Origin of the sequence: Rhodococcus sp. IEGM 1305 (assembly GCF_030058635.1) — a bacterium.
In the GTDB taxonomy this organism is placed as follows: domain Bacteria; phylum Actinomycetota; class Actinomycetes; order Mycobacteriales; family Mycobacteriaceae; genus Rhodococcus_F; species Rhodococcus_F opacus_D.
Map to the genome: position 1 here is coordinate 1 of NZ_JASHKX010000051.1, position 26,517 is coordinate 26,517.

Sequence of the window (26,517 nt, forward strand, 5' to 3'; positions counted from 1 at the left end):
GCCAGGATGTATGCGCGGTCGAACTGCAGTTCCGGGTGGAACTCGTCGCCGAACTTGTAGCCCGGGCCGCCGGCGCCGGTGCCCGTGGGGTCGCCGCCCTGGATCATGAATCCGTCGATGACGCGGTGGAAGACGGCGCCGTCGTAGAACGGTCCGGAGTCGGTGCCACCGGCGTTGGCGGTGCTGTAGTCCTTCGAACCGTCGGCCAGGCCGACGAAGTTCTCGACGGTCTTGGGCGCGTGGTTGCCGAACAGCGCGATCTTGATGTCGCCGCGGTTGGTGTGCAGCGTTGCGGTTGCGGTCTGATGAGGTGAAGTCACACCACCATGTTGCCATTGTGGGGTTCCGTGTGGTTCCGCCGCGGTGACTCGAGTACTTCGGATCGGTTCGTGCTCCCGGTTCTTGTGACAAAGTGGGGACATGACACGAGCGACGGAGTCCCTCACGAATCTGCTTCCGACCGAACGCGCCGAGACCCTGCAGGAGCAGGTGTCCGAACGAGTCGAGACCGCTCTGGCCCACGTCGAGGATTCGGCTTCCCGCGTCAAGGAATCCGAGGCTGTCGATCAGGCGCGTCGCTACGCACGCTCGGCGGCACTCGCCACGGCTCGCGGCGCCGGCCGGCTCAGTCTGTTCCTCGGCCGTCAGGGGGCCTCGCTGGCCAAGAAGGGTTACGAACGCGCCCGGACGGTGCCGGTGAAGAAGGTCGCGCAGGATGTCGTTCGTCCCTTGACCTCGGCCGTGGCACCGGTCGAGGAGAAGAAGTCGCGAAAGGGCCGTCGCATCGCGATCGTCGTCCTCGTGGGTGCCGCTGTCGCCGGGGGCGCGGTGTTCGTCAAGAGCCGCCGCCGCGAGCAGCCGCGCGTCGCGTCCGCTCCCCCGAACCTGCGCGACCTCGACAACGCGGACACGCAGCAGCCCACGCCGCCTACGGCGACGAAGCCCCTCACCGCAACCGACCCGTCACTCCCCGGCCAGTAGCGCGCGTCTCCGGCATCTGCGAATCCTTTCGTTTCACGGCTTGTACCAGGGGTATCCCGCAGGCAGATGCGCACCAGCGCGAGGATCCGTTCCGAGGAGCAGACATGACCGCCAGACGTATCGTCCACCGCATCGCCGTCGTCACGTTTCCGATCGCCGCCACGGCGGCTCTGCTGACGGCCGGCCCCGCCGGCGCCGACCCGCCGCACCCGTTCGGCGGACCGGCCCTGACCATCGGATGTCCGAACCAGGGCAGCCTGATGTCGTTGACGGCGCTCACCGGACAGTCCGGGCCGGAGGCGTCACCGCCCATCGCCGACGGCGACATCCGTTTCGAGTCGCGCCCCGCCGCGCCACCGATCCCGGCGGCCGCGCAGGTCACCGTGGCCTGGGTCAACACCGACAGCGGACGTTCGGGGATCGTGAACCTCGGCGGCGTCTACCCCTTCCTGTCCGCGACGGTGAACACCGGCGTCGGGAACGTGGTGGCGACGGCGTTCGGATCGATCAACTTCGGCAGCAGCCCGATCTGCCAGGCGAACCCGGCCATCGGCACGTTCATTGCGTGAGTTCGGCCGTGTTGCAGCCGAACCGGCGCCGATAGTCGGCGGGCGCGACGCCGACGACCCGGTTGAAGTGGTGGCGCAGAAGCGCGTCGGACCCGAATCCGCTGCGTCTCGAGATCGCCTCGAGACCGAGGTCGGTGGCCTCGAGTAGCTGCCGCGCGTAGAGGACCCGCTGCGTCGTCAGCCACTTCACCGGGGTGGTGCCCGTCTCGGCCGCGAACTTGCGGGCGAACGTGCGCGTCGACATGGACGAGCGGGCCGCGAGCTCGTCGATCGTGTGCGGCAACTCGAGGTTTTCGCTCATCCACGCCATCGTCTCGCTCAGGCTGTCCGACGTGCACGCGACCACCGGCTGCTCGATGAACTGGCGCTGCCCTCCGTCGCGCTGGGGCGGCACGACCATCCTGCGGGCGATCGTGTTGGCGACGGTGGAACCGAGCTCCCGGCGCACCACGTGCAGGCACGCGTCGATGCCTGCCGCGGTGCCCGCACTGGTGACGAGGTTGCCCTCGTCGACGAACAGGACGTCGGGGTCGACGGTCGCGGTCGGGAACCGGGTGGCCAGTTCCTCGACGTACTCCCAGTGGGTGGTGCACTTGCGCCCGTCCAGGAGCCCCGCCTCGCCGAGCAGGAAGACACCCGAGCACAGACTGAGGACGATGGCACCGGCATCCGCGGCGCCGCGCACCGCGTCGAGCACCTCCACCGGGAAGTCGGACTGCGCCCCGGGCGGCGGCACCACGACGAGATCGGCGTCGCACAGGGAATCCAGTCCGTAGTCGGCGGACAGCGTGAGTCCGGGCGTGATCGACGCGAGTGGTTCGCCGGGACGGATCCCGCAGATCCGGAAGTCGAACGGCGGAACCCCGTGTGCGGTGCGGTCGATTCCGAACACTTCACAGACCACCCCGAACTCGAACATCGAGACACGGTCGAGGAGGAGCGTTGCGACCTTGGAGATCATGACCCCAGTCTAAGTGGCGATATCTTGCCGGACCATGTCAAAACGGCCAATCATTCGCGGACCGGCCCGCAGATCGACACGAGCGCGCGCGCCAGCGTGGCCTGATGCAGTGGGTCGAGACGCTGTTCGGCAGCCACCGCGACCGCCGCGTCCACGAGAGCGGGCACGCAGCCCGGACCGGCGAGCACGGCCTCCTGTGCCCGCAGCTGCAGCAGAATATCCGTGTTCTGGCGGTCGATCACCGGACGGACCTGCGTCAGGTCGGGCCGGACGGTCGGCGCCGCGCCGGGTGCGACGCTCCACCAGCCGAAGAGGGCGCGCTGCACCACCTTGTTGGCCTCGATCTGGTCCCGGAAGATCTGCTGCACCCGCCCCGCACTCAGACCCTCGTCGGCCGCCTGCGTGGCCACCGCACCCAGGACCTGGGCCTCGCGCGCGGGATCGTCGATCGGCGACGGCGTGCCCCACTTGGCCGCCGCCACCGCGTCTGCCGTGGCGAGGCGCAGCGAGACCGCCCGGGCGATCGGTTCCAGGGGACGGGTCTGCGCACCCGCGGGCACGGCACCGCCTACCGCCGACATCGCGAGCATCACCGCGGCGACGACCGCGCGGCGGGCGACTGCGGGCCGGACCGTGGTCATGGTGCGAGTGTAGGGCCGGTCAGTCGTCCAGCCCGGCGACTCCGCGTTTCCAGTACCCGGTGAACAGCGAATCCATCCGGTCCCGGCTCCACGCGCGCAGAGGCTTGATGTCATTCGCCTCGCCTGCCGCGAACAGGAAGCAGCGGCCGTCGGGCAGCGCGAGCGACTGCACCGTCGACGCCAGGGCGGACTCGCTGCCGTCGCGCACGAGCCACGTCACGTCCACGTTCTCGCGCACGGCCAGCGGGTAGCCGTGCTCGACGTCGTCATCGGTTTCGATCACCACGTGCGCCGAGACGTCGGCCGGGGACTCGTCGAGCCACCGCGCGACCGCCGGTAGTGCGGTGGAATCGACCGCGAACACGTAGTGGTTGAAGTTGTGGGCGAAGGCCTTGGCGCCGGGCGGTCCGGCGATGGTCACCTCGTCGCCGATCGCGACCGTCGTCGCCCAGGAGGACGCGAGCCCGCCGTCGTGCAGCACGAAGTCCAGGTCGAGTTCGCGGGCGTCGGCGTCGTAGCGGCGGACGGTGTATTTCCGCGTGGTCGGGAGCGGTCGCGGCCAGTCGAGCATCATCGCGTCGTTCACCACGGGCACGCGGCGGGTGCCGTCCGGATCGGGGAACACGATCTTGACGTGATCGTCGGCCTGATAGGTGTGGAATCCGTCGAGTCCGGGGCCGCCGATAGTCAGACGCACCATGCGGGGTGTGACGTACTCGCGTGCACGGACCGTGACCATGCGGACTCCGATCGGGTATCCGATTCGTGCGGTTCCCTCACCGTTGCGGTGGTGGGATGCGACGCGGCTGCGCGGGTCGAGGCGTTCACGGGCTCCGGGATCGAGTGCGGTCATGAAGTAAGGGTAACCTCACCCCGCTCTGGTCCGCACAGCAGTGTGCCCCGGACTCTTCCGAATCCGGGGCACACTGTTCTGTATTCGTACTTGTGGAGCCTAGGAGATTCGAACTCCTGACATCTGCCTTGCAAAGGCAGCGCTCTACCAACTGAGCTAAGGCCCCGTTACCTCGTGCCACACCTCGTTGCCGCGGAGCAACTTGGACAGTCCGATCGCCACCAGCACTCCGGCTCCTACAAACAGGAGGACCTTCATGCGAATGACCTTTCACCGGCACCAGGAGTGGGCCTAGGAGGACTTGAACCTCCGACCTCTTCGTTATCAGCGAAGCGCTCTAACCGCCTGAGCTATAGGCCCCTGAAGTCTGGAAACTCATCTCGCGCAGTTCCCTGAACCGAGTCGGAAGATTACCCCACCGGACCGGCAACTACCAAAACCGGTCCGGCGAGACGCTCTTTTCCCAGCTCAGCCCCCGTCGTTTTCCGCGTTCAGTCCCGGTCGGCGAGCGTCACTTCGACACCCCCGACGAGGTCGGAACACAGGTTGTAGATGAAGGCGCCGATCGTCGCCAGCGCGGTGAACAGCACCATGTTCGCGAGACCGATGACGGCGGCGTATCCGAAGACCTGACCGGCCGTCACGAGCCCGTCAGAGCTCGACTCCGCGACGATATCGGTGAACGCGTTGTTCAGCCGGTCCCACACGCCCATCCCGTCCAGGACGATGTACAGCAGACCGACGGCCACCATCCACACGAAGAACAGCGACACCGAGATGACGGACGAGATCTTCAGCGTCGACCACGGATCGATCTTGCGGACCTGCACCGTCGCCCGGAGCGCCTCGCCCTCCTCGACCCGCTGCGGGGCCACGGCGATCTTCGGCTGCTGACCCGTGGCCGCCGCCCCCGGCAAGGGGTGCTTGGCCTCGGACAGGTCCGGCATGTCCTTGGGTAGCACGTCCCGGTTGATGTGCCGGGTGGGTCCGTCGATCGCGGACGCCTTCGCCTTCGCGGCCTCCCGCTGCGTCACGGCACCGGCCGCGGCTGCGCCGGATACCGCACCGACCGCTGCGGTGGCCGCGGTCGAGGACGGTGTGCGATCGGAACCCTGCTTGGGTGCGGGCTGGCCCTTCGCCGGCGCCGACGGGTTCTGTGCGGGCGCCTTCTGGGTGGGCACGGCCTGGGTGGGCGCACCCGCGTTCTGCGCGCCCTGGGGTCGCTGACCCTGCGCCTGGGGCTGCTGCGTCTTCTGCGTCGGAGCGGTCTGCGGCTTCTGGACGTCCTGGCCGCCGGGAGCCTTCGCTGCCGCGGCACCCGCCGCAGCCGCTGTGCCCGCGCCGTTGGACGCGTTCGGCTGACCCTCCGGGCGCGGAGCCTGCTTGGCACCGGACCCGCCCTGCACGGGCCGCTTCAGGTTGGTCTGCGGCTCCCGCTGCATTCCGCGCTGCCACGGCGGAGCCTGATTTCCCCGAATGGACTGCACACCCTCGGTGGGAGCACCACCCGCGGGAGCCCGGTTGCCGGGCGCCTGCTGCGGCGGGCCCTGATGCCCGGGAGCCTGCTGATTCGGAGCGTGACCCTGCTGCGGCGGCACGGACCGTCCCTGCGGGGTCTGCGTCCGCGGACCCTGATGCTGGGGCGTCGACGGAGACCGGGCCGGATCGGCCGGAGCCTGCCGATCCGGTCTCGCGTCGGGAGCGCCGCCCGGCCGGGCAGCCGGCCCCGCCTGAGCGGGACCACGACCGGCGGACGCCTGCGGCCCCTGCGGCGCGGAACCCTGCTGCGGGTTCGGTCGCGCCGACCCGTTCTCGGGAGTGCGGGAGGCCTGCTGCTCGGTTTTCGCCTGATTGGCGGAACCCGGGTTCTGCCGGTCACTGCCTGGCTGGTTGGGAGTGCTCACTAGGACTCCTTAGCTCCTTTGCCGCTGCTCTCGGCGTTGTCGTCGGGTTCGTCGGGTTCGTCGGCATTGCGCGCGATCGCGAGCAGGGTGTCGCCTTCCCCGAGGTTCATCAAACGAACGCCCTTGGTCTGCCGACCGGCCTTGCGGACCTGCTTGGCGGCGGTGCGGATGACGCCACCGCCCGACGTGATCGCGTAGAGCTCGTCGTCGTCGTTCACGATGAGCGCTCCGACCAGGGTGCCACGTTTCTTGTCGTATTGAATCGTGAGTACACCCTTTCCGCCGCGACCCTGGACCGGGTAATCCTCCATACCGGTGCGCTTCGAGTAGCCACCCGACGTCGCCACCAGCAGATAGGTGCCTTCGCGCACGACATTCAGCGACAGCAGTTCGTCGTCGCCGTTGAATCGCATGCCCTGGACACCGGACGTGGCGCGGCCCATCGGACGCAGCGCCTCGTCGGTGGCGGAGAAGCGGATCGACTGTCCCTGCGCGGAGACGAGCAGCAGGTCGTCGTCGGAGGAGCAGAGCACCGCGCCGACCAATTCGTCCTCGCCGCGCAGGTTGATGGCGACGATGCCGCCGCTGCGGTTCGAGTCGAAATCGGTGAGCTTGGACTTCTTCACCAGACCGTTGCGGGTGGCGAGAACCAGGTAGGGGGCGTCCTCGTACGTCTTGATCTGGATGACGCTCTGGATGCGCTCGTCGGGCTGGAACGCGAGCAGGTTGGCCACGTGCTGTCCGCGGGCCGTGCGGCTCGCCTCCGGCAGCTCGTACGCCTTGGCCCGGTACACGCGGCCCTTCGTGGTGAAGAACAGCAGCCAGTCGTGGGTGGAGCTGACGAAGAAGTGCGAGACGATGTCGTCCTGCTTCAGCCCGGCGCCCTGCACGCCCTTGCCGCCGCGCTTCTGCGAGCGGTACAGGTCGGTCTTGGTGCGCTTGGCGTAGCCGGTCTCGGTGATCGTGACGACGACGTCCTCGCGGGCGATCAGATCCTCGTCGGCCACGTCGCCATCGGCGGCGATGATGCGGGTGCGGCGGTCGTCGCCGTGCTTGTCGACGATCTCCTTGAGCTCGTCGCGGACGATCCGGCGCTGACGCTCGGGCTTCTCGAGGATGTCCTTGAGGTCGGCGATCTCCAGCTCGATCTCGGCGAGTTCGTCGATGATCTTCTGACGCTCGAGGGCGGCGAGGCGACGCAGCTGCATCGCGAGGATCGCGTCGGCCTGGATCTCGTCGACGGTGAGGAGCTCGATCAGCCCGGCCCGCGCGATGTCGACGGTCTGCGACGCCCGGATCAGCGCGATGACCTCGTCGAGGGCGTCGAGGGCCTTCACCAGTCCGCGCAGGATGTGAGCGCGTTCCTCGGCCTTGCGGAGCAGGTACTCGGTGCGCCTGCGGATGACCTCGACCTGGTGGGCGACGTACAGCCGGATCATCTGGTCGAGGCGCAGGGTGCGCGGCACGCCGTCGACGATGGACAGCATGTTGCAGCCGAAGCTGGTCTGCAGCTGGGTGTGCTTGTACAGGTTGTTGAGCACGACCTTCGCGACCGCGTCACGCTTGACGGTCACGACGATGCGCATACCCGCGCGGTCCGAGGACTCGTCGTGGATGTCGGAGATGCCGGCGATCTTCGCGTCGCGCACCTGCTCGGCGATCGACGTGATCAGGTTGTCCGGGTTCACCTGGTACGGCAGCTCGGTGATGACGATCGTGGTGCGCCCCTTGGCGTCCTCCTCGATCTCCACCACACCGCGCATGCGGACCGAACCGCGTCCGGTGGTGTAGGCGTCGTGGATGCCCTGGCCGCCGACGATCAGGCCGTGCGTCGGGAAGTCGGGTCCCTTGACGCGTTCCATGACCGCGGTGAGGGTGGACTCCTCGTCGGCTTCCCAGTTCTCGAGCGCCCAGTAGATGGCCTCGGCGACCTCCCGCAGGTTGTGCGGCGGGATGTTGGTGGCCATACCGACGGCGATGCCGCCGGAACCATTGATCAACAGGTTGGGGATACGGCTGGGGAGAACTGACGGTTCCTGTGTACGACCGTCGTAGTTCGGGGTGAAATCGACCGTCTCGTGGTCGATCTCACGCAGCATTTCCATGGCCAGCGGAGTGAGCCGGCACTCGGTGTATCGCATCGCGGCGGCGCCGTCGTTGCCGCGGGAACCGAAGTTGCCCTGGCCGTCGACGAGCGGGTATCGCAGCGACCACGGCTGCGCCATGCGGACGAGCGTGTCGTAGATCGAGGCGTCACCGTGGGGGTGGTAGTTACCCATCGTCTCGGCGACCGGTCGCGCAGACTTCACATAACCGCGATCGGGCCGGTAACCGTTGTCGTACATCGCGTACAGAACGCGGCGGTGCACCGGCTTGAGGCCGTCGCGCACGTCGGGCAGCGCCCGGCCCACGATCACGCTCATCGCGTAATCGATGTAGCTGCTCTGCATCTCCTGCTGAATGTCGACGGGCTCGATGCGGTCGTGCCCCGGTCCCTCCGGCGGCAACGTTGTGTCAGTCATGAGCTCCTTCTTCTACTCGGCTTGACGTCTCCTCGCGGACTCGCGGTCCTGCACGACGTCGCGCAACCACCCGAGTCTATAGGTGCAGGTCAGCTGTGAGGGTGAAGGACTCGGGTGCGCTCATGAATCGGTGCCGCAGGAGTCGTCCGTTCTACTGGAGTTCGAGCTCCCTGCCCTGGGTTTCGGCGGCGAGGGATTCGGCGGCGAGCATGTCGGCCTCGAGTTCGAGCTCGGCGGCGACGCGGTCGGGCGCCATCAGCAGGGCGGTGATCGGGATCGTGACGACGAGCATGCCCAGCACGAAGACGGGGAACAGGATCGAGAACACTTCGAGCCCGTCCGGGCGCGCCACGGACGGGTCGACGGTGACGCTCAGCCCGAACACCCCGGTGTAGTGCATGGCCACCAGTCCGGCCGCCACGATCACCGACGCCACGAGTCGCAGCGTGCGGGACTCGAGGGCCGAGATCGACCACATGATTCCGGCGCCGACGACCAGGCCGATCACGGCCGACGCCGCCGTCAGCACGATGTCGGAGTCCACCGAACCCTGGATCTCGAGGGAGGCGACGATCGCGAGGTCCATTCCGGTGAAGCCGACGCCGAGGAGTACCGCACCGCCTGCGAGGCGGCCGATCTCCACCGATGCGCTCGGCAGCCGGTGTTTCGTGGGCGGCGGGCTGATGATCAGCAACGCCACCGCGGCGGCCGCGACGGGCACCACGAACGAGACCGCGATCCACAGGACGTCGTAGCGCACCACACTGCCGTAGACCTCGAACCCGACCATCGCGATGTAGTGCGGCAGCCAGGCGCCGATGCCGCCGATGGACAGCGCACCCCACGCCAGCCAGAGGTACCGCTGCCTCGGATTCGGCGCGGTCACCGCCTTGCGGGCGCTGGCGATACCGACGAAGACGCCGATGAACGCCGTGACCGCGGCGAGGGCGACGATCCACGTGCCCATGGAGAAGTGCTGCAAGTCGTCCGACATGTTTCGAATCCTCAGTACGCGGCCGTGTGGAGCTTGGTCAGTGCGTATTCGGTGATCGCGACCAGTGCGCGTTTCGCCGATTCCCGGTCACGCGCGTCGATCGGGATGATCGGCACCTCCTCGGAGATCGCGAGGGCCGCACGGATGTCCTCGATGGGGTAGCGCGGGGCGTCGTCGAATTCGTTGATCGCGACGAGGAACGGCAGCTGCCGGGCCTCGAAGAAGTCGACGGCCGCGAAACTCTCGTCCAGCCGGCGGGTGTCGATCAGGACGATCGCCCCGATCGCACCGCGGATCAGGTCGTCCCACATGAACCAGAACCGGTGCTGACCGGGGGTTCCGAACAGGTACAGCACCAGGTCGTCGGCCAGGCTGATGCGACCGAAGTCCATGGCGACGGTGGTCGTGCCCTTCTGCGGTGTCGCAGCCAGGTTGTCGACGCCGTCGCTGGCGTTGGTCACGAGCGCCTCGGTGCGCAGCGGGACGATCTCGGAGACCGCCCCGACCAGCGTGGTCTTGCCGACGCCGAACCCGCCGGCGATCACGATCTTGGTCGAGGTCACCCGATTGCGGGGATCAGATTTCGCGAAGTCCACTGAGGACCCTTTCGATGAGTTCACGACGTTCGGAGTCGGTCGAGTCTTCCTTCAGGGTGGCCAGGATCTGCAGATGACCGGCCTCGACCAGGTCGGCGACCAGGACGCGTGCCACCCCGAGGGGGACGCCCACCCGGGCGGCGATCTCGGCCACCGAAGGCGACTGCTGACACAACGCGACGATCGCCGCGTTGACGTCGTCGAGTTCCCACTGCCGGTCCACCGACTGCGGCAGTGCCTGAATCAACGCTTCGAGCGCGAGCTCGACCGCAGGCCGGGTCCGGCCCGACGTCAGCGAGTACGGGCGCACGATGTTCGGGCCCGGCTGCTCCGAGTGGTGGTCGTTCATGGGCATGGGCTGGTCAGAGACCCTGCGGGGTGCGGGCCGTGGCCTGCACCGATGCGCCGACGCGGTCGACCAGGATCGCCATCTCGTAGCCGACCTGCCCGATGTCGCACTCGGCGTCCGTGAGGGTCGCGAGGTGCGAGCCGTCGCCGACGCTCATGAGCAGTAGGTACCCGTGCTGCATCTCGACCACCGACTGCAACACTCCGCCGCCTTCGAACAACCGGGACACACCGGCCGACAGGCTGGCCAGCCCCGAGGTGACCGCGGCCAACTGCTCGGCCCGGTCGATGGGGAGATGGGCGCTGGCTGCCATCAGGAGACCGTCCGCGGATACGAGCACGGCGTGGGAGACACCGGGCACGTCACTGGCGAAGTTCGACACCAACCAGTCGAGCGGTCGCGTGACGTCGGATCCATGAGCGGTGTTCATCGGTCTCCTTCAATGCTGTTACGTTCCGCGAGCCTCGTGGCCCTGCCGTTTCGGACGCCCTGCTGGTGACGACTGAGATTCGCGCGAATTGTCTCAGGGTCACGCACCCGGCGCAGTGTCCCCGTATTGTGCGCGCCTTCGACCGTGCCGGGCACCAGCCGGTCGCCGGGACGCCGCTTCGGCAGTCCGATCTCCGGGTCGACCTCGACGGGAGTCTCGCTGATCCGTTCCGCGGCCGACCATCCGGCGTCGCCGGCGGAATGCCAGACGCCGGGTGCGCCTTCGGCGCCGGTCGGATCGGTCAGCCAGTCGGACACCATGTCGGAGAAGATCGGGGTGCCGCCGCCGGGGCGCGGTGTGGCCTCGGACGGTGGCGGATCGATCCGCGACTGGAAGAACGACGCGGTCTTCGCCGAGTTGGTGCGGTAGCGGTGTCGCACCGGTGCCTGGTCGTCGCCGTTCGACGACGGGGGCGCCGGCTGCTCCGCGGTCCGCGCCTCGATGCGGTTCTCGCTGCGGGGTGCGTGCGGTGCGTGCTGCGGCTGCGATTGCGCCGGTGCCGTCTCCGGGGTCGTCGCCTGCGGCCGCCGCACGGGCAGCTTCGGCATCGCCCCGGATCCACGGACGTTGACGGTGTCCTGAGACTGCGCGGCCGGTGCCCCGGCCGACGATCCCGCGCCGGCCGCGATGCCACTGGCACCGGGCTGACGTCGGGGCAGGCTCGTGCCCGACGCCGTCGTCACCGCACCCGCAGGTGCCGGGCTCGGCGCGGGCGGAGGAGTGGACGGGGTGCGGGTCGGCAGTCCGTTGCGGGTTGCCGGCTGCTGTCCGTTGTCCTTGCGCGGTGCCGGGGCCGCGGGTGCCGGAATGGCGGTCCGGACCGGTGCCGCGGGGATCTTCCGTTGCGGTCCCGTGTCCTGCCGGGCGGCCTGCGACACGATCAGCGCATTCGGGATGTGAATGCTCACGGTCACGCCCGGGTTGCGGGCGGTGTCGAACGTCGACCGCAGGCGCACGGTCAGGCCGTGACGCTTCGCGAGCCGGCTCACGACGAACAGACCCATGTGGCGGGCGGTCTCGGGACCGACCTCACCACCCGATGCCAGCCGCTCGTTGACGGCGCGCATGTCGTCGGCCGGGATACCGATACCGCGGTCCGCGATCTCGAGCAGCACCCCGCCGTCCACGGCGCGAGCAAAACTGAACGTTACGACCGTGTCGGGCGGCGAAGCGCGCAGCGAGTTGTCGACGAGTTCGGCGAGCAGGTGCACGACGTCCGTGACGACGGTGCCGCTGAGCGCGCCCTCGGGGGTCGCACCCATCTGCACACGCTGGTAGTCCTCGACCTCGGAGATCGCGGCACGCAGCACGTCGCCGAGCGGGATCGGCGCCGCCTGCGAACGACGCACGCGGGTGCCGGCCAGAATCAGCAGGTTCTCACCGTTCCGACGCATACGCGCGGCCAGGTGGTCGAGCCGGAACAGGCTCTCGAGTCGCTTCGGATCCTTCTCCTCGAACTCGAGATTCTCGATCAGGCCGAGCTGCTGGTCGACGAGCGACTTGCTTCGGCGCGCGAGCGTTTCGAACATGTCGTTGATCTGCAGGCGCAGTTGTGCCTGCTCACCGGCGAGCTTGAGTGCCTGCCCGTGGATGTCGTCCACGGCGCGGGCGAGCTGGCCGATCTCCTCGGAGGAGTGCACGGCCACCGGCTCGAACGACAGTGCCCGCGGATCGTCACTGGCCTTGATCTGCTCGATCGCCTCCGGAAGGTCGCGGCGGGCGGCCTTCAGCGCGCCGTACCGCAGGCGGCGGATCGGACCGATCAGCGACCGCGACACGAGGAGCGCGAGGACGAGCGCGGCGAGCAGGGTTCCGAGGACGATCGCCGTGTCACGCAGCGCGGCGGACCGGGTCTCGGCCGCGCGGACCTGCACGGTGGACGCGATGTCCTTCGCCGCTTCGCTGGTCAGCTCCTGGTAGACGTCACGGCTCGCGATGAGCGAGGAGCGCAGCTGCAGGATGGGCAGCATCCCGCCGCGCGCCGCGTCCGCCAAACCCTGGTCGATGAGGGCGTTGCGGTCGTTGATGTTGTTTCGCAGCGTCTCGAGACGGGCATCACCCTTGGGGTAGTACCGGTCGAGGACGTCGAGGAGGCTCGATTCGGCGCCGGCGGCCGCGACGACGGCCGAGGTGGGGATGTCGCCCGTGCGGGCCTTCTCCCGTCCGTCGGGACCGGCGTAGACGTCCTTCACGATCACGAGGCCCATGGCCTGTTCGAACAGACGACGCTGCGCCTGCCACGCGTTGGTCAGCTGGTAGCCCTTGTCGACGACTTCGCTGTCTTCGATGGGACGCACGATGTCGTCCACTTCGCGGATGAAGTCCGCGGCGAACGCGCGCTGGCGTTCCGCGAGGAGGTCGGTGGCGACGCCCGGGGAATCCATCAGATTCAGGAGGGCGCGGCCGTCCGAGACGGTCTGGTTGATGGAACTCGCGACGGCGGGATCCAGTTCGGGGTTCCGAGCCTGTTCGGACACATCGTTCATCAGGGCTTCCGCGTCCTCGCGGTCCTGCTTGGTGAGGGTGCCCGAGGCGTAACCACTGGTCACGGTACCCATCGAGGCCTCGAGGGCCACGATGTCCGGGACGACGACGATCTGGTCGGCCGCCTCGGTGAAGTGGACGGCGTTACTCAGCTCGCCCTGCACACGGAGCCCGCCGAGCACCATGGCGACGGTGACGGGAACTGCGAGAACCGCGGTGACCTTCCACCGCAGGCCCCAGCCCTCGATATCCCAGAACTTTGCCCGGGGCGGCGAATCGTCGCTCATCCCACGCTTCCTTTCCAACCACTCATAGCTTGTCGCTCTGTGCTCGTGACCGCGTCTGCGGCGGGACAGTCGTACCGGTCCGGACGACACGCGTCGACAGAGGAAAGTGATCGATCAGTTGCGCTGTGCGCAGCGCTGCCCGACGCACCGATTTCCGAATGTAACGAGTTCATCACATCCCCATGGGGAACGTTCTTACCACAGAAATTCCCCGATCCTTACTTCCAAGTAACATGCGCACCACCGATCCCAGACGTTGCCGTCGCGGGTGGATCAGCGGACCAGGCTACACAGAATCGCGGTTCACAGTCGAGGACGGATTTCTGCGCGACCCGGTCCCGCAACCGGCCCAGACGGGTGCAGCCACCGGGGTCTTCCGACCGCCGGTGGCTGCATGACATCCGTAATCTCTTGTGCCGGATACCTAGACGTCGAGGAAGCGGACGTCCTTGGCGTTACGGGTGATGAAGCTTCGCCGGGCCTCGACGTCCTCACCCATGAGAACGCTGAACAGCTCGTCGGCTGCGGCTGCGTCGTCGAGCGTCACCAGACGCAGGACGCGCACCGTCGGATCCATCGTGGTCTCCCACAGTTCCTTGGCGTTCATCTCGCCGAGACCTTTGTAACGCTGGATGCCGTCGTCCTTGTTGATCTTCTTGCCGGACTCGAGGCCGGCCTTGACCAGGACGTCGCGCTCGCGGTCGGAGTACGCGAACTCCGGCTCGCTGCGCTGCCACTTCAACTTGTACAGCGGGGGCTGCGCCAGGTAGACGTGGCCGTGCTCGACGAGGGGCCGCATGAAGCGGAACAGCAGCGTGAGCAGCAGCGTTGCAATGTGCTGACCGTCGACGTCGGCGTCGGCCATCAGCACGATCTTGTGGTACCGCAGCTTCGCGATGTCGAATTCGTCGTGGATGCCCGTGCCGAACGCGGTGATGATCGACTGGACTTCCGTGTTCTTCAGCACACGGTCGATGCGTGCCTTCTCGACGTTGATGATCTTTCCGCGCAGCGGCAGGATCGCCTGGTACATCGAGTCGCGGCCGGACTTGGCCGAGCCGCCTGCGGAGTCGCCCTCCACGATGTAGATCTCGGACTTGCTCGGATCGTTGGACCGGCAGTCGGCGAGCTTGCCCGGCAGGCCGCCGAGGTCGGTGGCGCTCTTGCGGCGCACCAGTTCGCGGGCCTTGCGGGCGGCGACGCGGGCCTGTGCCGACGACACCGCCTTGTTCACGATGGTCTTCGCGTCGGCCGGGTTTGCTTCGAACCAGTGCGACAGGTGCTCGTTGCTCGCCTTCTGGACGAACGACCGGACCTCGGTGTTACCGAGCTTCGTCTTCGTCTGACCCTCGAACTGCGGTTCACCAACCTTCACGGAGATGATCGCCGCGAGACCCTCACGAATGTCGTCACCCGTGAGCTTCGGGTCCTTCTCCTTGAGGAGCTTCTTGTCGAGCGCGTACTTGTTGACCGTCGCCGTCAGAGCGGAACGGAAGCCCTCTTCGTGGGTGCCGCCCTCGTGCGTGTTGATGGTGTTCGCGAACGTGTGGACCGACTCCGAGTAGCCGGAGTTCCACTGCATCGCGATCTCGAGTTCGTGGCCGGTGCCCTTCGCGGTGAATCCGACGACGGAGTTGTGGATCGGCTGCTTCGTGCGGTTGATGTGCCGCACGTAGTCCTCGAGGCCGCCCGGGTAGTGGTAGACGCGGGTCTTCACCTTGTGCACGGCAGGCGCATGCGCCTCGGCGGACTCGTCCTCGGCGGTCTTCGGCGCGTCGGCGACCTGGCTGACGACCTCTTCGGTGACCTCGGCGTCGCTGACGCGCTCGTCGGTGAGGGTGATCGTCAGGCCCTTGTTGAGGAAGGCCATCTCCTGGAGGCGGCGCGCGACCGTCTCGAAGCTGTAGACCGTGGTCTCGAAGATGTTCGGGTCGGCCCAGAACGTGACCGTGGTGCCCGTCTCCTTGGTGGCCTCGCCCTTGACGAGTTCGCCCGGCTTCGAGTCGGTGTACGTCTGGTTCCACTGGAAGCCGTCACGCTTGATGTCGACGTCGAGCCGGGTGGACAGCGCGTTGACGACGGAGATACCGACACCGTGCAGACCGCCGGACACGGCGTAGGAGTCGGAGTCGAACTTGCCGCCGGCGTGGAGCTGGGTGAGGACGACCTCGACGGTGGGGACACCGGAGGCGTGCATCCCGACGGGGATGCCTCGACCGTCGTCGACGACCTGGACGCCACCGTCTTCGAGCAGGGTGATCTCGACCTTGGTGGCGTGGCCGGCCATGGCCTCGTCGACGGAGTTGTCGACGACTTCCCAGATCAAGTGGTGGAGACCGCGTTCACCGGTGGAACCGATGTACATACCCGGTCGCTTACGAACAGCTTCGAGTCCCTCGAGGACGGTGATGGAAGAAGCGCCGTAGTCCTTGCTGGAGGTGCTTTTGTCTGACTTCTGGGCAGCCACGGGTGGGTAGCTCTCCTTCTCCGTCCAATGCCCGACGCAGGCGCCCACCGCCCTGGTCGGGCACGCGGGAGACGAGAATCGGGAATCTTGCCGCTAGTTACCTCGGCCATCTTACTGGTACGTCAGCGCCAGGAGCGGGCTATGACACCCCTGAGCGCCCCGTAGACGAATTTTCAGGGCGTCTCGGGAGTGAAAACCTAGGCAGAAGCGCTCTCGGACGGGCCGTCGGGGAGATCCGCCCACCGCCGGTCCTCGACGTCGAGCACGAACTCCGCGGCGAGTTGCGCGATGTCCTCGGCGTGCGAGATCGGCGACCAGTGCCCGGCGTCGACCTCTCGACGCCGCAGGTCGGGCGCCCATTTCTCGGTGTCCTCGTAGCCGACGGGCCGCACCGCCTTGTCGTTCTTGTTCAGGATCAGCTGGACGGGGACGTCGGTGTGCCGCTCGCGCGGCCTCAGCAAACTCGTCCGGATGTTGGCGCGGTACAACTTGAGACCGTTCACCATGTCGTCCGCCAGCGTCGGCGCCGGACGCACCAGCGCGGGGTCGAGGCGGTCGAAGAACTTCAGGAACGCCGGCCAGTGCCGGGAGAACCACAGCCGCAGCGGCAGCGTCGCCAGGCCCGGGATCTGGAACAGCACGGTGTAGCCGGACGCGACGGCCTGCGCGAGCGGCCCGCCGAAGCTCCGGTCCGAGATGCGACGGCGCATCCACTTGCCGAGGTGATCGAGGTTGGGCCCGGAGACCGAGGTGAACGACGCGATCCGTGCGCGGGCTCCCGGTTCGCAGACCGCCTCCCACGCCTCCACCGATCCCCAGTCGTGGGCCAGCACGTGCACCGGCCGGCCCGGGCTGACGGCGTCGATCACCGCGAACAGGTCGCCGGCCAGGGCGGGCAGTCGGTAGTCCTCGACCCGGGTGGGCACGGTGCTCCGGCCTGCGCCGCGGCTGTCGTAGCTGACCACCCGGAACCGTTCCGTCAGGAACGGCACCACCCGGTTCCACAGGTCGTGGGTGTCGGGCCAGCCGTGCACCAGCACGATCGTCTCGCCGTCGGGGTTGCCCTCCTCGAACACGGCGAGTTCGACGGAACCGTTGGTGATCCGCCGGGCGGTACCGGATGTGGATGGAGTCATGGTGGGGTCCTCTGGTCGTGCGGGTTCGGGTACGGGATCGACGGTGGGAACTACAGATCGAGGACGAGACGGCCGCTGTCGGCGCGGGACACGCAGATCAGCATCTCGTTCTCCTGCTCGGCGTCGGTGAGCCGCGTCTCGCGGTGATCCGGGGTTCCGGACAGCACCTTCACCCGGCAGGTGCCGCAGAATCCCTGCTGGCACGAGTACCCCACTCCGGGCATCGTCTTCTTGATCACCGTCAGTGCGGATTCGTCGGCGGGGACGGTGAGCACCTCACCGGTGCTGAGAAGCTGCACTTCGAATTCGGTGCCGTCGAGCACCGGCGGTGCCCCGAAGCGTTCGAAATGCAATGCGGTGGCGGGGCTTCCGGGGAACGCGCGGCGTACCGACTCCAGCATCGGTGTCGGTCCGCAGCAGTAGACGGCGCCGCCCGGCGCGGCACGCTCCAGCAACTCCCCGGCGGTCGGCAGACCGAACTCGTCGTCGGGTCGGATGAAAACCCGTGACCGATCGAATGTTTCGATCTCGTCGAGGAACGGCATCGACTCCCGCGACCGGCCGGAGTACACGAACTGCCAGTCCATTCCGAGGTCGCGCGCCGCCCGGACCATCGCCAGGATCGGCGTGATACCGATTCCGCCGGCGACGAAGAGCGCACTCCCCTCGCCGACGAAGGGAAACCCGTTGCGGGGCCCGCGCACCGTCACCGGGGTGCCGGGTTCGAGCGCGTGCATCTCGAGGGATCCCCCACCGCCCTCGGGGATCCGGCGGACGGCAACACTGTAGCCCGTGCGGTCGGACGGGTCCCCGCACAGCGAGTACTGACGTCGCAGCCCGGACGGCAGGTGGAAGTCGAGGTGCGAACCCGGCTGCCACGCAGGCAGTTCCGCACCGTCCTCGGCTTCGAACCGCAACTGGACGACGTTCTCGTCCCGTGCGACGACGTCGCGTTGGGAGACAAGCAGTTTCATCGCCACGTCCGGGTTGTGACCGGCGACGCCCGGGTTGTATTCGTATGCGGTGAGAACGCGGAGGTACTTGGCGGCCACGGCCTCGGTGATCCGCATGGCGCGGTCGGGGCGCGGTCGCCCCTTGATGTCCAGGGGAGCGTCGTAGCGGGGCAGGCCCTGCCCGGTGAGCACCTCCCGCACCTGCGACAGCTTCATCGTTCGGCCGCCTGAGCCGCGGGCGAGGAGGCCAGGTACTTCACGGCCTGCGCCGTCGAACCCTCGTTGCTCGGGTGGTACGAACGCGTGAAGTACGTCGACATCCGCTTGCCGAGTTCCCGGGCCGTCGGGAGGGTGCCGCGCTTGCCTGCCGCGAAGAAATCGGTCAGGTGCGGCTTACGCCGGTGCGCCGACCACTGGGCGAGCTCCGGATCGTTGCGCATGAGGAAACGGGTGCCGCGCACCCACAGCCACACGATCACCGGGGTGACGATCACCTGGGTGCGGATCCGCCGGGACTCACGCTTGTCGAAGTACCGCATGACGTCGTATGCGACGGAGCGGTGCTCCACCTCCTCGGCGCCGTGCCAGCGCAGCAGATCGAGCATCGTCGGATGCATGCCGGAGCGGTCGAGTCCCTCGGCGTTGAGCACCCAGTCGCCGAGGAACGCGGTGATGTGCTCGATCGCGGCGATGACCGCCAGCCGCTCGATCAGGTAGTTCTTCTCGCGCAGACCGGTGAGCGGTCGCGGGCCGAGGATCTTGGAGAACGTCCATTCCATCTGCTCGGTGAAGGGTGTCGGGTCGAGACCCTTCTCCTTCAGGTGCACCAGAACGCCGGTGTGGGCGTTGGCGTGCATCGCCTCCTGGCCGATGAACCCGACGACGTCGTCGCGGAGCTGCTCGTCCTCGATCAGCGGCAGTGCCTCTTTGAACGTCTCGACGAACCACTCCTCGCCCGCGGGCAGGAGGAGGTGCAGGACGTTGAGGACGTGCGTGCTGAACGGGTCGCCCGGGATCCAGTGCATGGGGAGGTTCGACCAGTCGAACTCCACGTTCCTGGCCTGCAACAGGATGTGGTCCGGTTCGGGGATCGCGTTCCGGGGTGCAGTCGGGGCGGACATCTCGTTACTCCTTCGTGCCGGCGGCTGCGCCACGACGGAGGCCTGTGGCACAGTTCACTCGAAAACCTGGAGTAACTGTAACACCGGGTAATAGACAAAACCAGGAACCGAACGTCCGCTCCGGCCTATCCGTACGTGTCCCGGGGGCCGCGCCCCCGGATGTGCCGTTCCCCTTTTCGCCAGCTCGGAGCGGTCGGACCGGTGATCCGCAACGACTTCACGACGCCGTCGCCGACGGCCGCGGCGATCTTCGCGAGAATCTGCGACTGCATCATCCGAAGCTGCGTCGCCCAGGCCGTCGACTCCGCGGAGACGCTCAGGATCCCGTCCCGCAGCCCCGTCGGTTCGGCGTGCGCGGCGATGTCCTCACCGACCACCTGCACCCACCGACCGAGGACCGTCCCCTCGGACACCTTGGGCGACCAGCCGCGCTGTTTCGCGATCGCGTTGGTCAGTGCACCGAACGGCTGCGGATCGCGGTCGTCCGGTCCCGGACCCGACCATCCGCGTCGACGCCGGGCGCGCAGGGCCCGGACACCGGTTCCGGATCGGCGGCCCTGACCGACGGATTTTCCGCTCGCCTTCGCCGCGGCACGCGCCTCTTCGAGGGCGCGGCGGGCGAGGTCGATTCCCTTCACCTCCGGTTCGGGGGCCGCAGCCGGTGCGGTGGGTTCGAGATCATCCGTCACTGCGGTCCTCCGGCTCTTCCACGATGTGCGATATCCGTCCTCGGTCGGTGTCGCGGGCCTCCACACCGAATCGGACGGCGTCGAGTTCCTCCGGAACATCTTCCGGCACGGCGGCTGTGATCAGCACCTGTTCCGCGTCCAACGCGACCTTGGCGAGTGCGCGCCGTCGACGACGGTCGAGTTCGGCAAACACGTCGTCGAGCATGAGGACGGGATCGCTGCCGTCCGAGCGCAGCAGGACAAATCCCGCCAGCCGCAACGAGAGCGCGAACGACCACGACTCACCGTGACTCGCGAATCCCTTCGCCGGGGTGTCGCCGAGGTGCAGTTCGAGATCGTCACGATGCGGTCCGACGAGACACACACCGCGCTCGATTTCCTTGGAGCGCATCACGGACAGCTCCTGGAGGAATCGCTCCTCGAGAAACGCGATGTCACCCGCCTCGGGCACTCGAGCCGGTTCGGTGAACTCCGGTGGCAGCGAGGAGCCCAGACTCGAGCGGTAGCGGATGCTCGCGGGCCTCGATTCCGGCGCCAGCGATTGGTACGACTCGGCCAGGTGGGGAGCGAGATCGTGGACGAGGTGGAGCCGCCCGGCGAGCAGCTCTGCGCCGTGTGTGGCGAGATGACCGTCCCAGACCTCCAGCGTGGCAAGGGCACTCGCGCCGTCTTCGCTCGGCCGGCCGCTGCCGCGGGACACCCGTCGCAACGCGCCGCCCGCGGTCTTGAGCAGCGCCGACCGCTGCCGCAGCACCCGGTCGTAATCGGCGCGTACCGCCGCCATCCGCGGAATACGGGCCGTGAGGAGTTCGTCGAGGTAGCGTCGCCGATCCCCCGGGTCACCGCGGACCAGCGACAGATCCTCCGGCGCGAACAGCACCGTCTGCAGAATCCCGAGAATCTCTCGCGGCCGCCGGGTGGGTGACTGGTTGATTCGTGCCCGGTTGGACTTGCCCTCGTTCAACTCGAGATCGACGGTCAGTTCCCGGCCGGCGTTGACGACGGTCGCCCCGGCGAACGCCTGACCGGTACCCGTCCGGATCAGCGGGGCGTCCGAGCTGACCCGATGAGACGACAGGGTCGACAGGTAGCCGAGCGCCTCGAGCACGTTCGTCTTGCCGTGACCGTTGGGTCCGACGAAGACGGTGCAGCCCGGACGCAGGGTGAGACCGAGAGCGTCCCAGGAACGGAAGTCTCTGAGCGAGAGTGCGCGAACGAACACCTACGTTCCAGAACCGGCTTCTGCCTCGCCTGCCGCCGTCTTCACGGCGTGACCACCGAACTGGTTGCGCAGCGCCGAGACGGCCTTCATCGCGGGGGAATCGTCCTGACGGGACGCGAACCGCGCGAACAACGCGGCCGAGATCACCGGTGCGGGCACGGCATGGTCGATCGCCTCGAGTACGGTCCAACGACCCTCACCGGAATCTTCTGTGTAACCGGAGATCTCGGCGAAATCGGGATCCTCACCCAATGCCTTGACGAGCAGCTCCAGCAGCCACGACCGGACCACTGTGCCCTTGGTCCACGCGCGCAGCACACCGTGGACGTCCGTGACGAGGTCTTCCGCCTCGAGCAGCTCGTAACCCTCGGCGTACGCCTGCATCAGTCCGTATTCGATGCCGTTGTGGATCATCTTCGCGTAGTGGCCTGCACCGACCGGGCCGGCGTGGACGAAGCCGTCCGCGCGCTCACCCTCGGGGCGCAGAGCGTCGAAGATGGGCAGCGCCCGCTCGACGTCCGCCTCCGATCCGCCGACCATCAGGCCGTAGCCGTTCTCGAGTCCCCAGACCCCGCCGGACACACCGCAGTCGAGGTAGCCGATGCCGCGGGAACCCAGCATCTCACCGTGGACTTTGTCGTCGGTGTATCTCGAGTTGCCGCCGTCGATCACCAGGTCGCCGGTCTCGAGCACCGACGACAGCTCGGTCACCGTGTCCTGGGTGATCTTTCCCGCCGGAACCATCACCCACACGACTCGGGGAGACTCGAGTCGTGTCGCGAGTTCCGCGAGCGACGCCACATCCGTGACCTCGGGGCGGGGGTCGTAACCGACCACCTCATGCCCGTGCGCGCGCAACCGCTCGCGCATGTTGAATCCCATCTTTCCGAGCCCGACCAACCCGATCTGCATCGTGATCTCCGTCCACTCGTGAGATTTCGTTCGGCAGTGCTGGTTTCGCTTTCGCGAAACCGTCAGCCCGGGAGACGCACCGGCATCAGCAGGTACGTGTACGCGCTCTCCGGCGCCGCGAAGTTGCCGGAATCGTCGGGCTCGATCTCGTCCTCGGTGGCCGGGCGCAGCACGGCGGGGCGGCTGGGGGTCGTGAAACCGAACAGCACCTGCTCGCTGTGCAGCGAGGACAGTCCGTCGATCAGGTAGCCGGGGTTGAAGGCGATCGTGAGCGGCTCACCCTGGAAGACCGCGTTCAAGCCTTCCTCTGCGCGACCCGCATCGTCGCCACCCGCGGAGAGGAGAAGTCCCTCGGTGGAGAACTGCAGGCGGACCTGCGCGCCGCGCTCGGCGACGAGGGCAACACGCTTGATCGCCTCGACGAGCGGAGCGATTTCGACGGTGGCCAGTGCCGTGTGCTCGGACGGCAGCAGCTGCCGGAACTTCGGGAATTCGGCGTCCAGCAACCGGGTGGTGGTGCGGCGGCCGTCGTTGACGATGCCGAGGAGCCCGTCGTTGCCGACCGCGGAACCCGAACCGAGCGCCAGCTCGACCGGCGAAGTGGCATCTCCTGCAAGCGTTTTCGCCGATTCGGAGAGCGTCTTTGCGGGGATGAGGACGGCCGCGGTGGTGTCGGGGTTCGCCGGCGACCACTCGAGTTCACGGACTGCGAGACGGAACCGGTCGGTGGCGGCGAGCACGATCGCGTTGCGTTCGATCTCGACGCGGATGCCGGTGAGCATCGGCAGGGTGTCGTCCTTGCCCGCCGCGACAGCCACCTGACTGATCGCTTCGGAGAACACGTCGGCGGGAATCGAGCCGGTCTGCTGCGGCAGCTGCGGAAGCTGGGGATAGTCCTCGACCGGCATCGTGGGCAGGGAGAACTTGGCGCTTCCGCACGTGATCAGCACGCGGGTGCCTTCGAGGGTCACGTCTACCGGCTTGTTGGGAAGCGACTTCGTGATGTCGGCGAGAAGCTTGCCGGAGACGAGGACCTGACCGGCGCTTCCGACCTCGGCTGCGACCCTGACCTGGGCCGACACCTCGTAGTCGAATCCGGAAACCGTCAACCCTTGCTCGGTCGCGTCCAGGAGAACACCGCCGAGAACGGGGACAGGAGGCCGCGACGGCAGACTGCGAGCGACCCATGCCACTGAATCAGCGAATTCTTCCCGGGAGACACGAAACTTCAGGCTTCCAAGCTCCATCGCCGGGTTGTTCCTCTCGGTAGGCACGGTTGTTCGCCACGGTCGGGCCGTGACCACAGCACTGCAGTCTTTCACAGAGCGGCGATGCATAACCGTATGCCCTCGAGGACGAAGTTGAAAGCGGAACCGTCGCGTCCTCGAGTCGCCGACCGAGGCCTGTGAACCGACGCTGTCCCCAACCCTGTTTTCAAAGAGGTTTTTATAAGAATTAATGAGAAGTACTATTAGGTCCTGTGGAATCTGTGGACGAAGGCGTGTAGCCGCTGGTCCGTCCGCGTCGTCGTGTGGGGAATTCTCGAGGACAAACTCGAGGACCAATCCGGCACCCATGTGGACTACTCGAGGTTGTTCAAAGTTCTGCACGTTCTGTCCACAGAGATTCCACCTCATCCCCACACTTATCCACAGGTGTGCATGCTTTATCCCAGGTCCCGGCGTCGGCGTGTTGCATCGGCGTGTCGTGTCGGCGAGGGTTCGCGCAAGCCTCGAGTAGACCCTCGAGCGGTACCTCGAGGACCCGCTCGAGCCAACCCTCGAGGACCGGCTCGAGGAGCCCCTCGAGTTGCCCGCGAGACTGCGGTTCCCCCGAAACGACCTGTGCCCCCGGTAGGCGAGCTACCAGGGGCACAGGGGAGGCAGGTGTCGGTGACTACCTCTTGGAGCGCTGCTTGATCCGGGCGGTCAGCTCCTGGACCTGGTCGTAGACCTTCCGCCGCTCCGTCATCTCCTTGCGAATCTTCTTGTCCGCGTACATGACGGTGGTGTGGTCGCGGCCGAAAGTCTGCCCGATCTTCGGCAGGGACAGATCGGTGAGCTCGCGGCACAGGTACATGGAGATCTGGCGGGCGGACGCCAGCGGACGTGCCTTACCGGGGCCACAGAGGTCGTCGATGGACATGTTGAAGTACTCCGCGGTGACCGCCATGATCGTCGCCGCATTGATCTCGAGACTCGACGAGTCCGGCATCAGGTCGCGCAGCACCACCTCGGCGAGCGTGAGGTCCAGGGGTTGCCTGTTCAGCGACGCAAACGCCGTCACACGAATGAGGGCACCCTCGAGTTCCCGGATGTTGCGTTCGATCCGGGAGGCGATCAACTCGAGGACGTCGTCGGGCACCTCGAGCCGGTCCATCCGGGCCTTCTTGCTGAGGATCGCGATGCGGGTCTCGAGTTCAGGTGGCTGAACGTCGGTGATCAGGCCCCATTCGAACCTGGTACGCAGTCGTTCCTCGAGTGTCGCCAGCTGCTTCGGCGGCCGGTCGGACGAGACGACGATCTGCTTGTTCGCGTTGTGCAGGGTGTTGAAGGTGTGGAAGAACTCCTCCTGGATACCTTCCTTGCCCTCGATGAACTGGATGTCGTCGACCAGCAGCACGTCGGTCTCGCGGTAGCGGCGCTTGAACGCCACCTTGCGGTCGTCGCGGAGGCTGTTGATGAAGTCGTTGGTGAATTCCTCGGTGGAGACGTACTTCACCCGCATCCCCGGGAACAGCCGCTGGGCGTAGTGGCCGGCGGCGTGCAGGAGGTGCGTCTTGCCGAGGCCGGACGCACCCCACACGAACAACGGGTTGTACGCGCGTGCCGGCGCCTCGGCGATGGCGACCGCCGCGGCGTGGGCGAACCGGTTGGACGAGCCGATCACGAACGTGTCGAATGTGTACTTCGCGTTGAGGCTGTTCCCCCCGGTCGCCGACGGTGCCGGGCCGGACGGGGGCTTCGTGAAGTACGACGGCCAGGATTCGTGGACGCTGGCGAGGGCCTCGCGGTCGTCGTCGACTTCCTCGAAGTCCGTCGTGTCGGAGTAGGGCTGATCCTCTCCGGAACCGAACCGGCGCCTGCGGAACGACCCGGAACTGGTGACGGAGGGCTCGAGGTGGCGAGGCGTGTGGAGAGGTTCCGGCTCGGGCCGGTGGTCCCGGCTCGGCGGATCGGATTCGGGCTCGTCGTCGACCGGGGCCGCGATACGCACACCGAGGCCTTCGACCTGCTCACCGAGATGCCGGCCGAGGGCGTGGAGGATCGGTTCACGGAGATCCCGTTCGATCGCCTCCTGCGCGAAGGGCGACGGAACGGACAGGAGCGCGAAGCCCTGTGCGAGCGTCAGCGGTTTGACGAGCGCCAACCACGCCTTCTGTCCCCTCGTCAGCGGCGGCAGATCGCCGCCGGGCGAATCGGATGTGAGGTCTGCGACGACGTCGATCCAGATCCGTGCGAGCGCATTCGGATCGTCGTTCACGTGGTTCCTCCCCAGTGTGTTCGCGGACTCGGCGCCAGCGGTGCCGAGTCGTGTGTCGGTGCCGTCGTCGAGGTGGAATCGGTAACTTCCCCGACCTGAGGATGGACCCCGTACGGACCTACGAATATGCCATCTGAACTGTGTTTCCACACAATTATCCACAGATGTGGACAAAGTGCAGACGCCCCCTGTCGAGACGCCGTTGCATGGAGAGGAGTCCAGATCCGGCGCGCTGACCTGCGCTTATGCATGCGAAACCTGGATGAGCGGGTTCACGGACCCGGGAAGTGAAGGGTGTCAACAACCCTCGTGGCGATCCGAAGCGGCACACCATCTGTGCCCTGTGGATGAATTGTGGTGAATATGCAGATGAGAACGGTGAAGTCGAGAGCCGGGCACTCGATCAGGGTTCATCGGCGAGACCATGCATAGACGCTAGCAACAGTGTCGGCAACCTCACAGCGGTTTGGCACATTGGAAGTTGGGGTGCAAGCATTTGTCGATCCTCGGCGTGTCGGTCAACCGATTCGCGGGGGAATCGCAGGTGAGCGAGTTTGACCTGACCGTGAGTGGTAAGTACTCTCGAACAGTCACCCTGTGGTGAGGTGGCGGTTTCGTGCTGGCTCGAGTCCAGTTTCGAGGTCGTTCCATCCCCACCCTGTGGATGAACACCTGAGTTTTCGCCAATGTTAGATCCATGACGCCGGGAGGCGTCGATGAACTTCGAGGAGTGTTGACCGTGGCCAAGGGCAAGCGGACGTTCCAGCCGAACAACCGACGCCGCGCGCGCGTTCACGGCTTCCGTCTTCGTATGCGGACCCGTGCGGGTCGTGCAATCGTTTCGGCGCGTCGCCGTAAGGGCCGCGAATCTCTCACCGCCTGATCCCGACACTGGGTTCGGGA

General features: G+C 67.1%; 23 protein-coding genes and 2 tRNA genes. 3 read left to right on the forward strand and 22 right to left on the reverse strand.

Features of this window, described 5'->3' with window-relative positions; genetic code table 11:
• The coding region (locus QM693_RS34605; RefSeq protein WP_283354568.1) for a peptidylprolyl isomerase at nt 1-320 on the reverse strand (320 nt) is incomplete at its 3' end.
• 100 nt (nt 321-420) lie between these two features.
• Here QM693_RS34605 and QM693_RS34610 point away from each other — a divergent pair.
• Both QM693_RS34610 and QM693_RS34615 read left to right on the forward strand, forming a co-directional pair.
• A complete protein-coding gene (locus tag QM693_RS34610; protein WP_283354569.1) occupies nt 421-981 on the forward strand; it encodes a hypothetical protein in 561 nt (186 codons plus the stop codon).
• Nucleotides 982-1,085: 104 nt separating this feature from the next.
• Nucleotides 1,086-1,550, forward strand: coding sequence for a hypothetical protein (locus tag QM693_RS34615; RefSeq protein WP_283334698.1), 465 nt, complete (start codon nt 1,086-1,088; stop codon nt 1,548-1,550).
• On the opposite strand, the gene QM693_RS34620 is transcribed toward QM693_RS34615, so the two are convergent.
• From QM693_RS34620 to dnaA, 21 genes are all read right to left on the reverse strand, one after another.
• The gene (locus QM693_RS34620) at nt 1,540-2,511 is read right to left on the reverse strand and encodes a helix-turn-helix domain-containing protein (protein WP_283354570.1); all 972 of its coding nucleotides are present in this window, start codon (nt 2,509-2,511) and stop codon (nt 1,540-1,542) included. The two genes, QM693_RS34615 and QM693_RS34620, sit on opposite strands and share 11 nt — an antisense overlap.
• A gap of 50 nt (nt 2,512-2,561) precedes the next feature.
• Nucleotides 2,562-3,152: a chorismate mutase gene (locus QM693_RS34625; protein ID WP_280783088.1), complete on the reverse strand. Its 591-nt coding sequence runs from the start codon at nt 3,150-3,152 to the stop codon at nt 2,562-2,564.
• A gap of 19 nt (nt 3,153-3,171) precedes the next feature.
• On the reverse strand, nt 3,172-4,005 hold the full coding sequence (locus tag QM693_RS34630) for a siderophore-interacting protein (protein WP_283354571.1): 834 nt from the start codon (nt 4,003-4,005) through the stop codon (nt 3,172-3,174).
• A 93-nt stretch (nt 4,006-4,098) separates the two neighbouring features.
• A tRNA-Ala gene (locus QM693_RS34635) sits at nt 4,099-4,171 on the reverse strand.
• A gap of 120 nt (nt 4,172-4,291) precedes the next feature.
• Nucleotides 4,292-4,365, reverse strand: a tRNA-Ile gene (locus tag QM693_RS34640).
• A gap of 131 nt (nt 4,366-4,496) precedes the next feature.
• Nucleotides 4,497-5,909: a DUF3566 domain-containing protein gene (locus QM693_RS34645; RefSeq protein ID WP_283354572.1), complete on the reverse strand. Its 1,413-nt coding sequence runs from the start codon at nt 5,907-5,909 to the stop codon at nt 4,497-4,499.
• The gene (gene gyrA, locus QM693_RS34650; protein WP_280783070.1) at nt 5,909-8,431 is read right to left on the reverse strand and encodes a DNA gyrase subunit A; all 2,523 of its coding nucleotides are present in this window, start codon (nt 8,429-8,431) and stop codon (nt 5,909-5,911) included. Before gyrA ends, QM693_RS34645 begins: the two co-directional genes overlap by 1 nt.
• A 151-nt stretch (nt 8,432-8,582) precedes the next feature.
• A complete protein-coding gene (locus tag QM693_RS34655) occupies nt 8,583-9,425 on the reverse strand; it encodes an MHYT domain-containing protein (RefSeq protein WP_009476756.1) in 843 nt (280 codons plus the stop codon).
• A gap of 11 nt (nt 9,426-9,436) precedes the next feature.
• Nucleotides 9,437-9,988: a GTP-binding protein gene (locus QM693_RS34660; protein WP_283354573.1), complete on the reverse strand. Its 552-nt coding sequence runs from the start codon at nt 9,986-9,988 to the stop codon at nt 9,437-9,439.
• Nucleotides 9,989-10,001: 13 nt separating this feature from the next.
• Nucleotides 10,002-10,376 (reverse strand): DUF742 domain-containing protein, encoded by a 375-nt coding sequence (locus tag QM693_RS34665; RefSeq protein ID WP_005249095.1) that lies wholly within the window; start codon nt 10,374-10,376, stop codon nt 10,002-10,004.
• A gap of 7 nt (nt 10,377-10,383) precedes the next feature.
• On the reverse strand, nt 10,384-10,800 hold the full coding sequence (locus tag QM693_RS34670; RefSeq protein WP_005249096.1) for a roadblock/LC7 domain-containing protein: 417 nt from the start codon (nt 10,798-10,800) through the stop codon (nt 10,384-10,386).
• Nucleotides 10,797-13,631, reverse strand: a complete 2,835-nt coding sequence (locus tag QM693_RS34675) for a sensor histidine kinase (protein ID WP_283354574.1) — start codon at nt 13,629-13,631, stop codon at nt 10,797-10,799. Before QM693_RS34675 ends, QM693_RS34670 begins: the two co-directional genes overlap by 4 nt.
• 424 nt (nt 13,632-14,055) lie before the next feature.
• Complete coding sequence (gyrB, locus tag QM693_RS34680; RefSeq protein ID WP_283354575.1) at nt 14,056-16,098, reverse strand: DNA topoisomerase (ATP-hydrolyzing) subunit B; 2,043 nt, start codon at nt 16,096-16,098, stop codon at nt 14,056-14,058.
• Between the two features lie 197 nt (nt 16,099-16,295).
• The gene (locus QM693_RS34685; protein ID WP_283354576.1) at nt 16,296-17,234 is read right to left on the reverse strand and encodes an alpha/beta fold hydrolase; all 939 of its coding nucleotides are present in this window, start codon (nt 17,232-17,234) and stop codon (nt 16,296-16,298) included.
• Between the two features lie 50 nt (nt 17,235-17,284).
• Entirely contained in the window at nt 17,285-18,403 is a 1,119-nt protein-coding gene (locus QM693_RS34690) for a PDR/VanB family oxidoreductase (RefSeq protein ID WP_283354577.1), read from the reverse strand.
• A complete protein-coding gene (locus tag QM693_RS34695; RefSeq protein WP_283334689.1) occupies nt 18,400-19,308 on the reverse strand; it encodes a metal-dependent hydrolase in 909 nt (302 codons plus the stop codon). The genes QM693_RS34690 and QM693_RS34695 overlap by 4 nt, the downstream gene beginning before the upstream one ends.
• A 125-nt stretch (nt 19,309-19,433) precedes the next feature.
• On the reverse strand, nt 19,434-19,997 hold the full coding sequence (locus QM693_RS34700; RefSeq protein ID WP_005249104.1) for a DUF721 family protein: 564 nt from the start codon (nt 19,995-19,997) through the stop codon (nt 19,434-19,436).
• Nucleotides 19,987-21,219, reverse strand: coding sequence for a DNA replication/repair protein RecF (gene recF / locus QM693_RS34705; RefSeq protein ID WP_283354578.1), 1,233 nt, complete (start codon nt 21,217-21,219; stop codon nt 19,987-19,989). Before recF ends, QM693_RS34700 begins: the two co-directional genes overlap by 11 nt.
• Nucleotides 21,220-22,131 (reverse strand): phosphogluconate dehydrogenase (NAD(+)-dependent, decarboxylating), encoded by a 912-nt coding sequence (gene gnd, locus QM693_RS34710; protein WP_283354579.1) that lies wholly within the window; start codon nt 22,129-22,131, stop codon nt 21,220-21,222.
• 62 nt (nt 22,132-22,193) lie between these two features.
• A complete protein-coding gene (gene dnaN, locus QM693_RS34715; protein WP_005249107.1) occupies nt 22,194-23,378 on the reverse strand; it encodes a DNA polymerase III subunit beta in 1,185 nt (394 codons plus the stop codon).
• 649 nt (nt 23,379-24,027) lie between these two features.
• Nucleotides 24,028-25,614 (reverse strand): chromosomal replication initiator protein DnaA, encoded by a 1,587-nt coding sequence (dnaA, locus tag QM693_RS34720; protein WP_011596259.1) that lies wholly within the window; start codon nt 25,612-25,614, stop codon nt 24,028-24,030.
• Between the two features lie 739 nt (nt 25,615-26,353).
• Here dnaA and rpmH point away from each other — a divergent pair.
• Nucleotides 26,354-26,497 carry a 50S ribosomal protein L34 gene (rpmH, locus tag QM693_RS34725; protein WP_005263481.1) on the forward strand — a complete coding sequence of 48 codons (144 nt, stop codon included), beginning with the start codon at nt 26,354-26,356 and terminating at the stop codon, nt 26,495-26,497.
• The last annotated feature ends 20 nt before the right edge of the window (nt 26,498-26,517 follow it).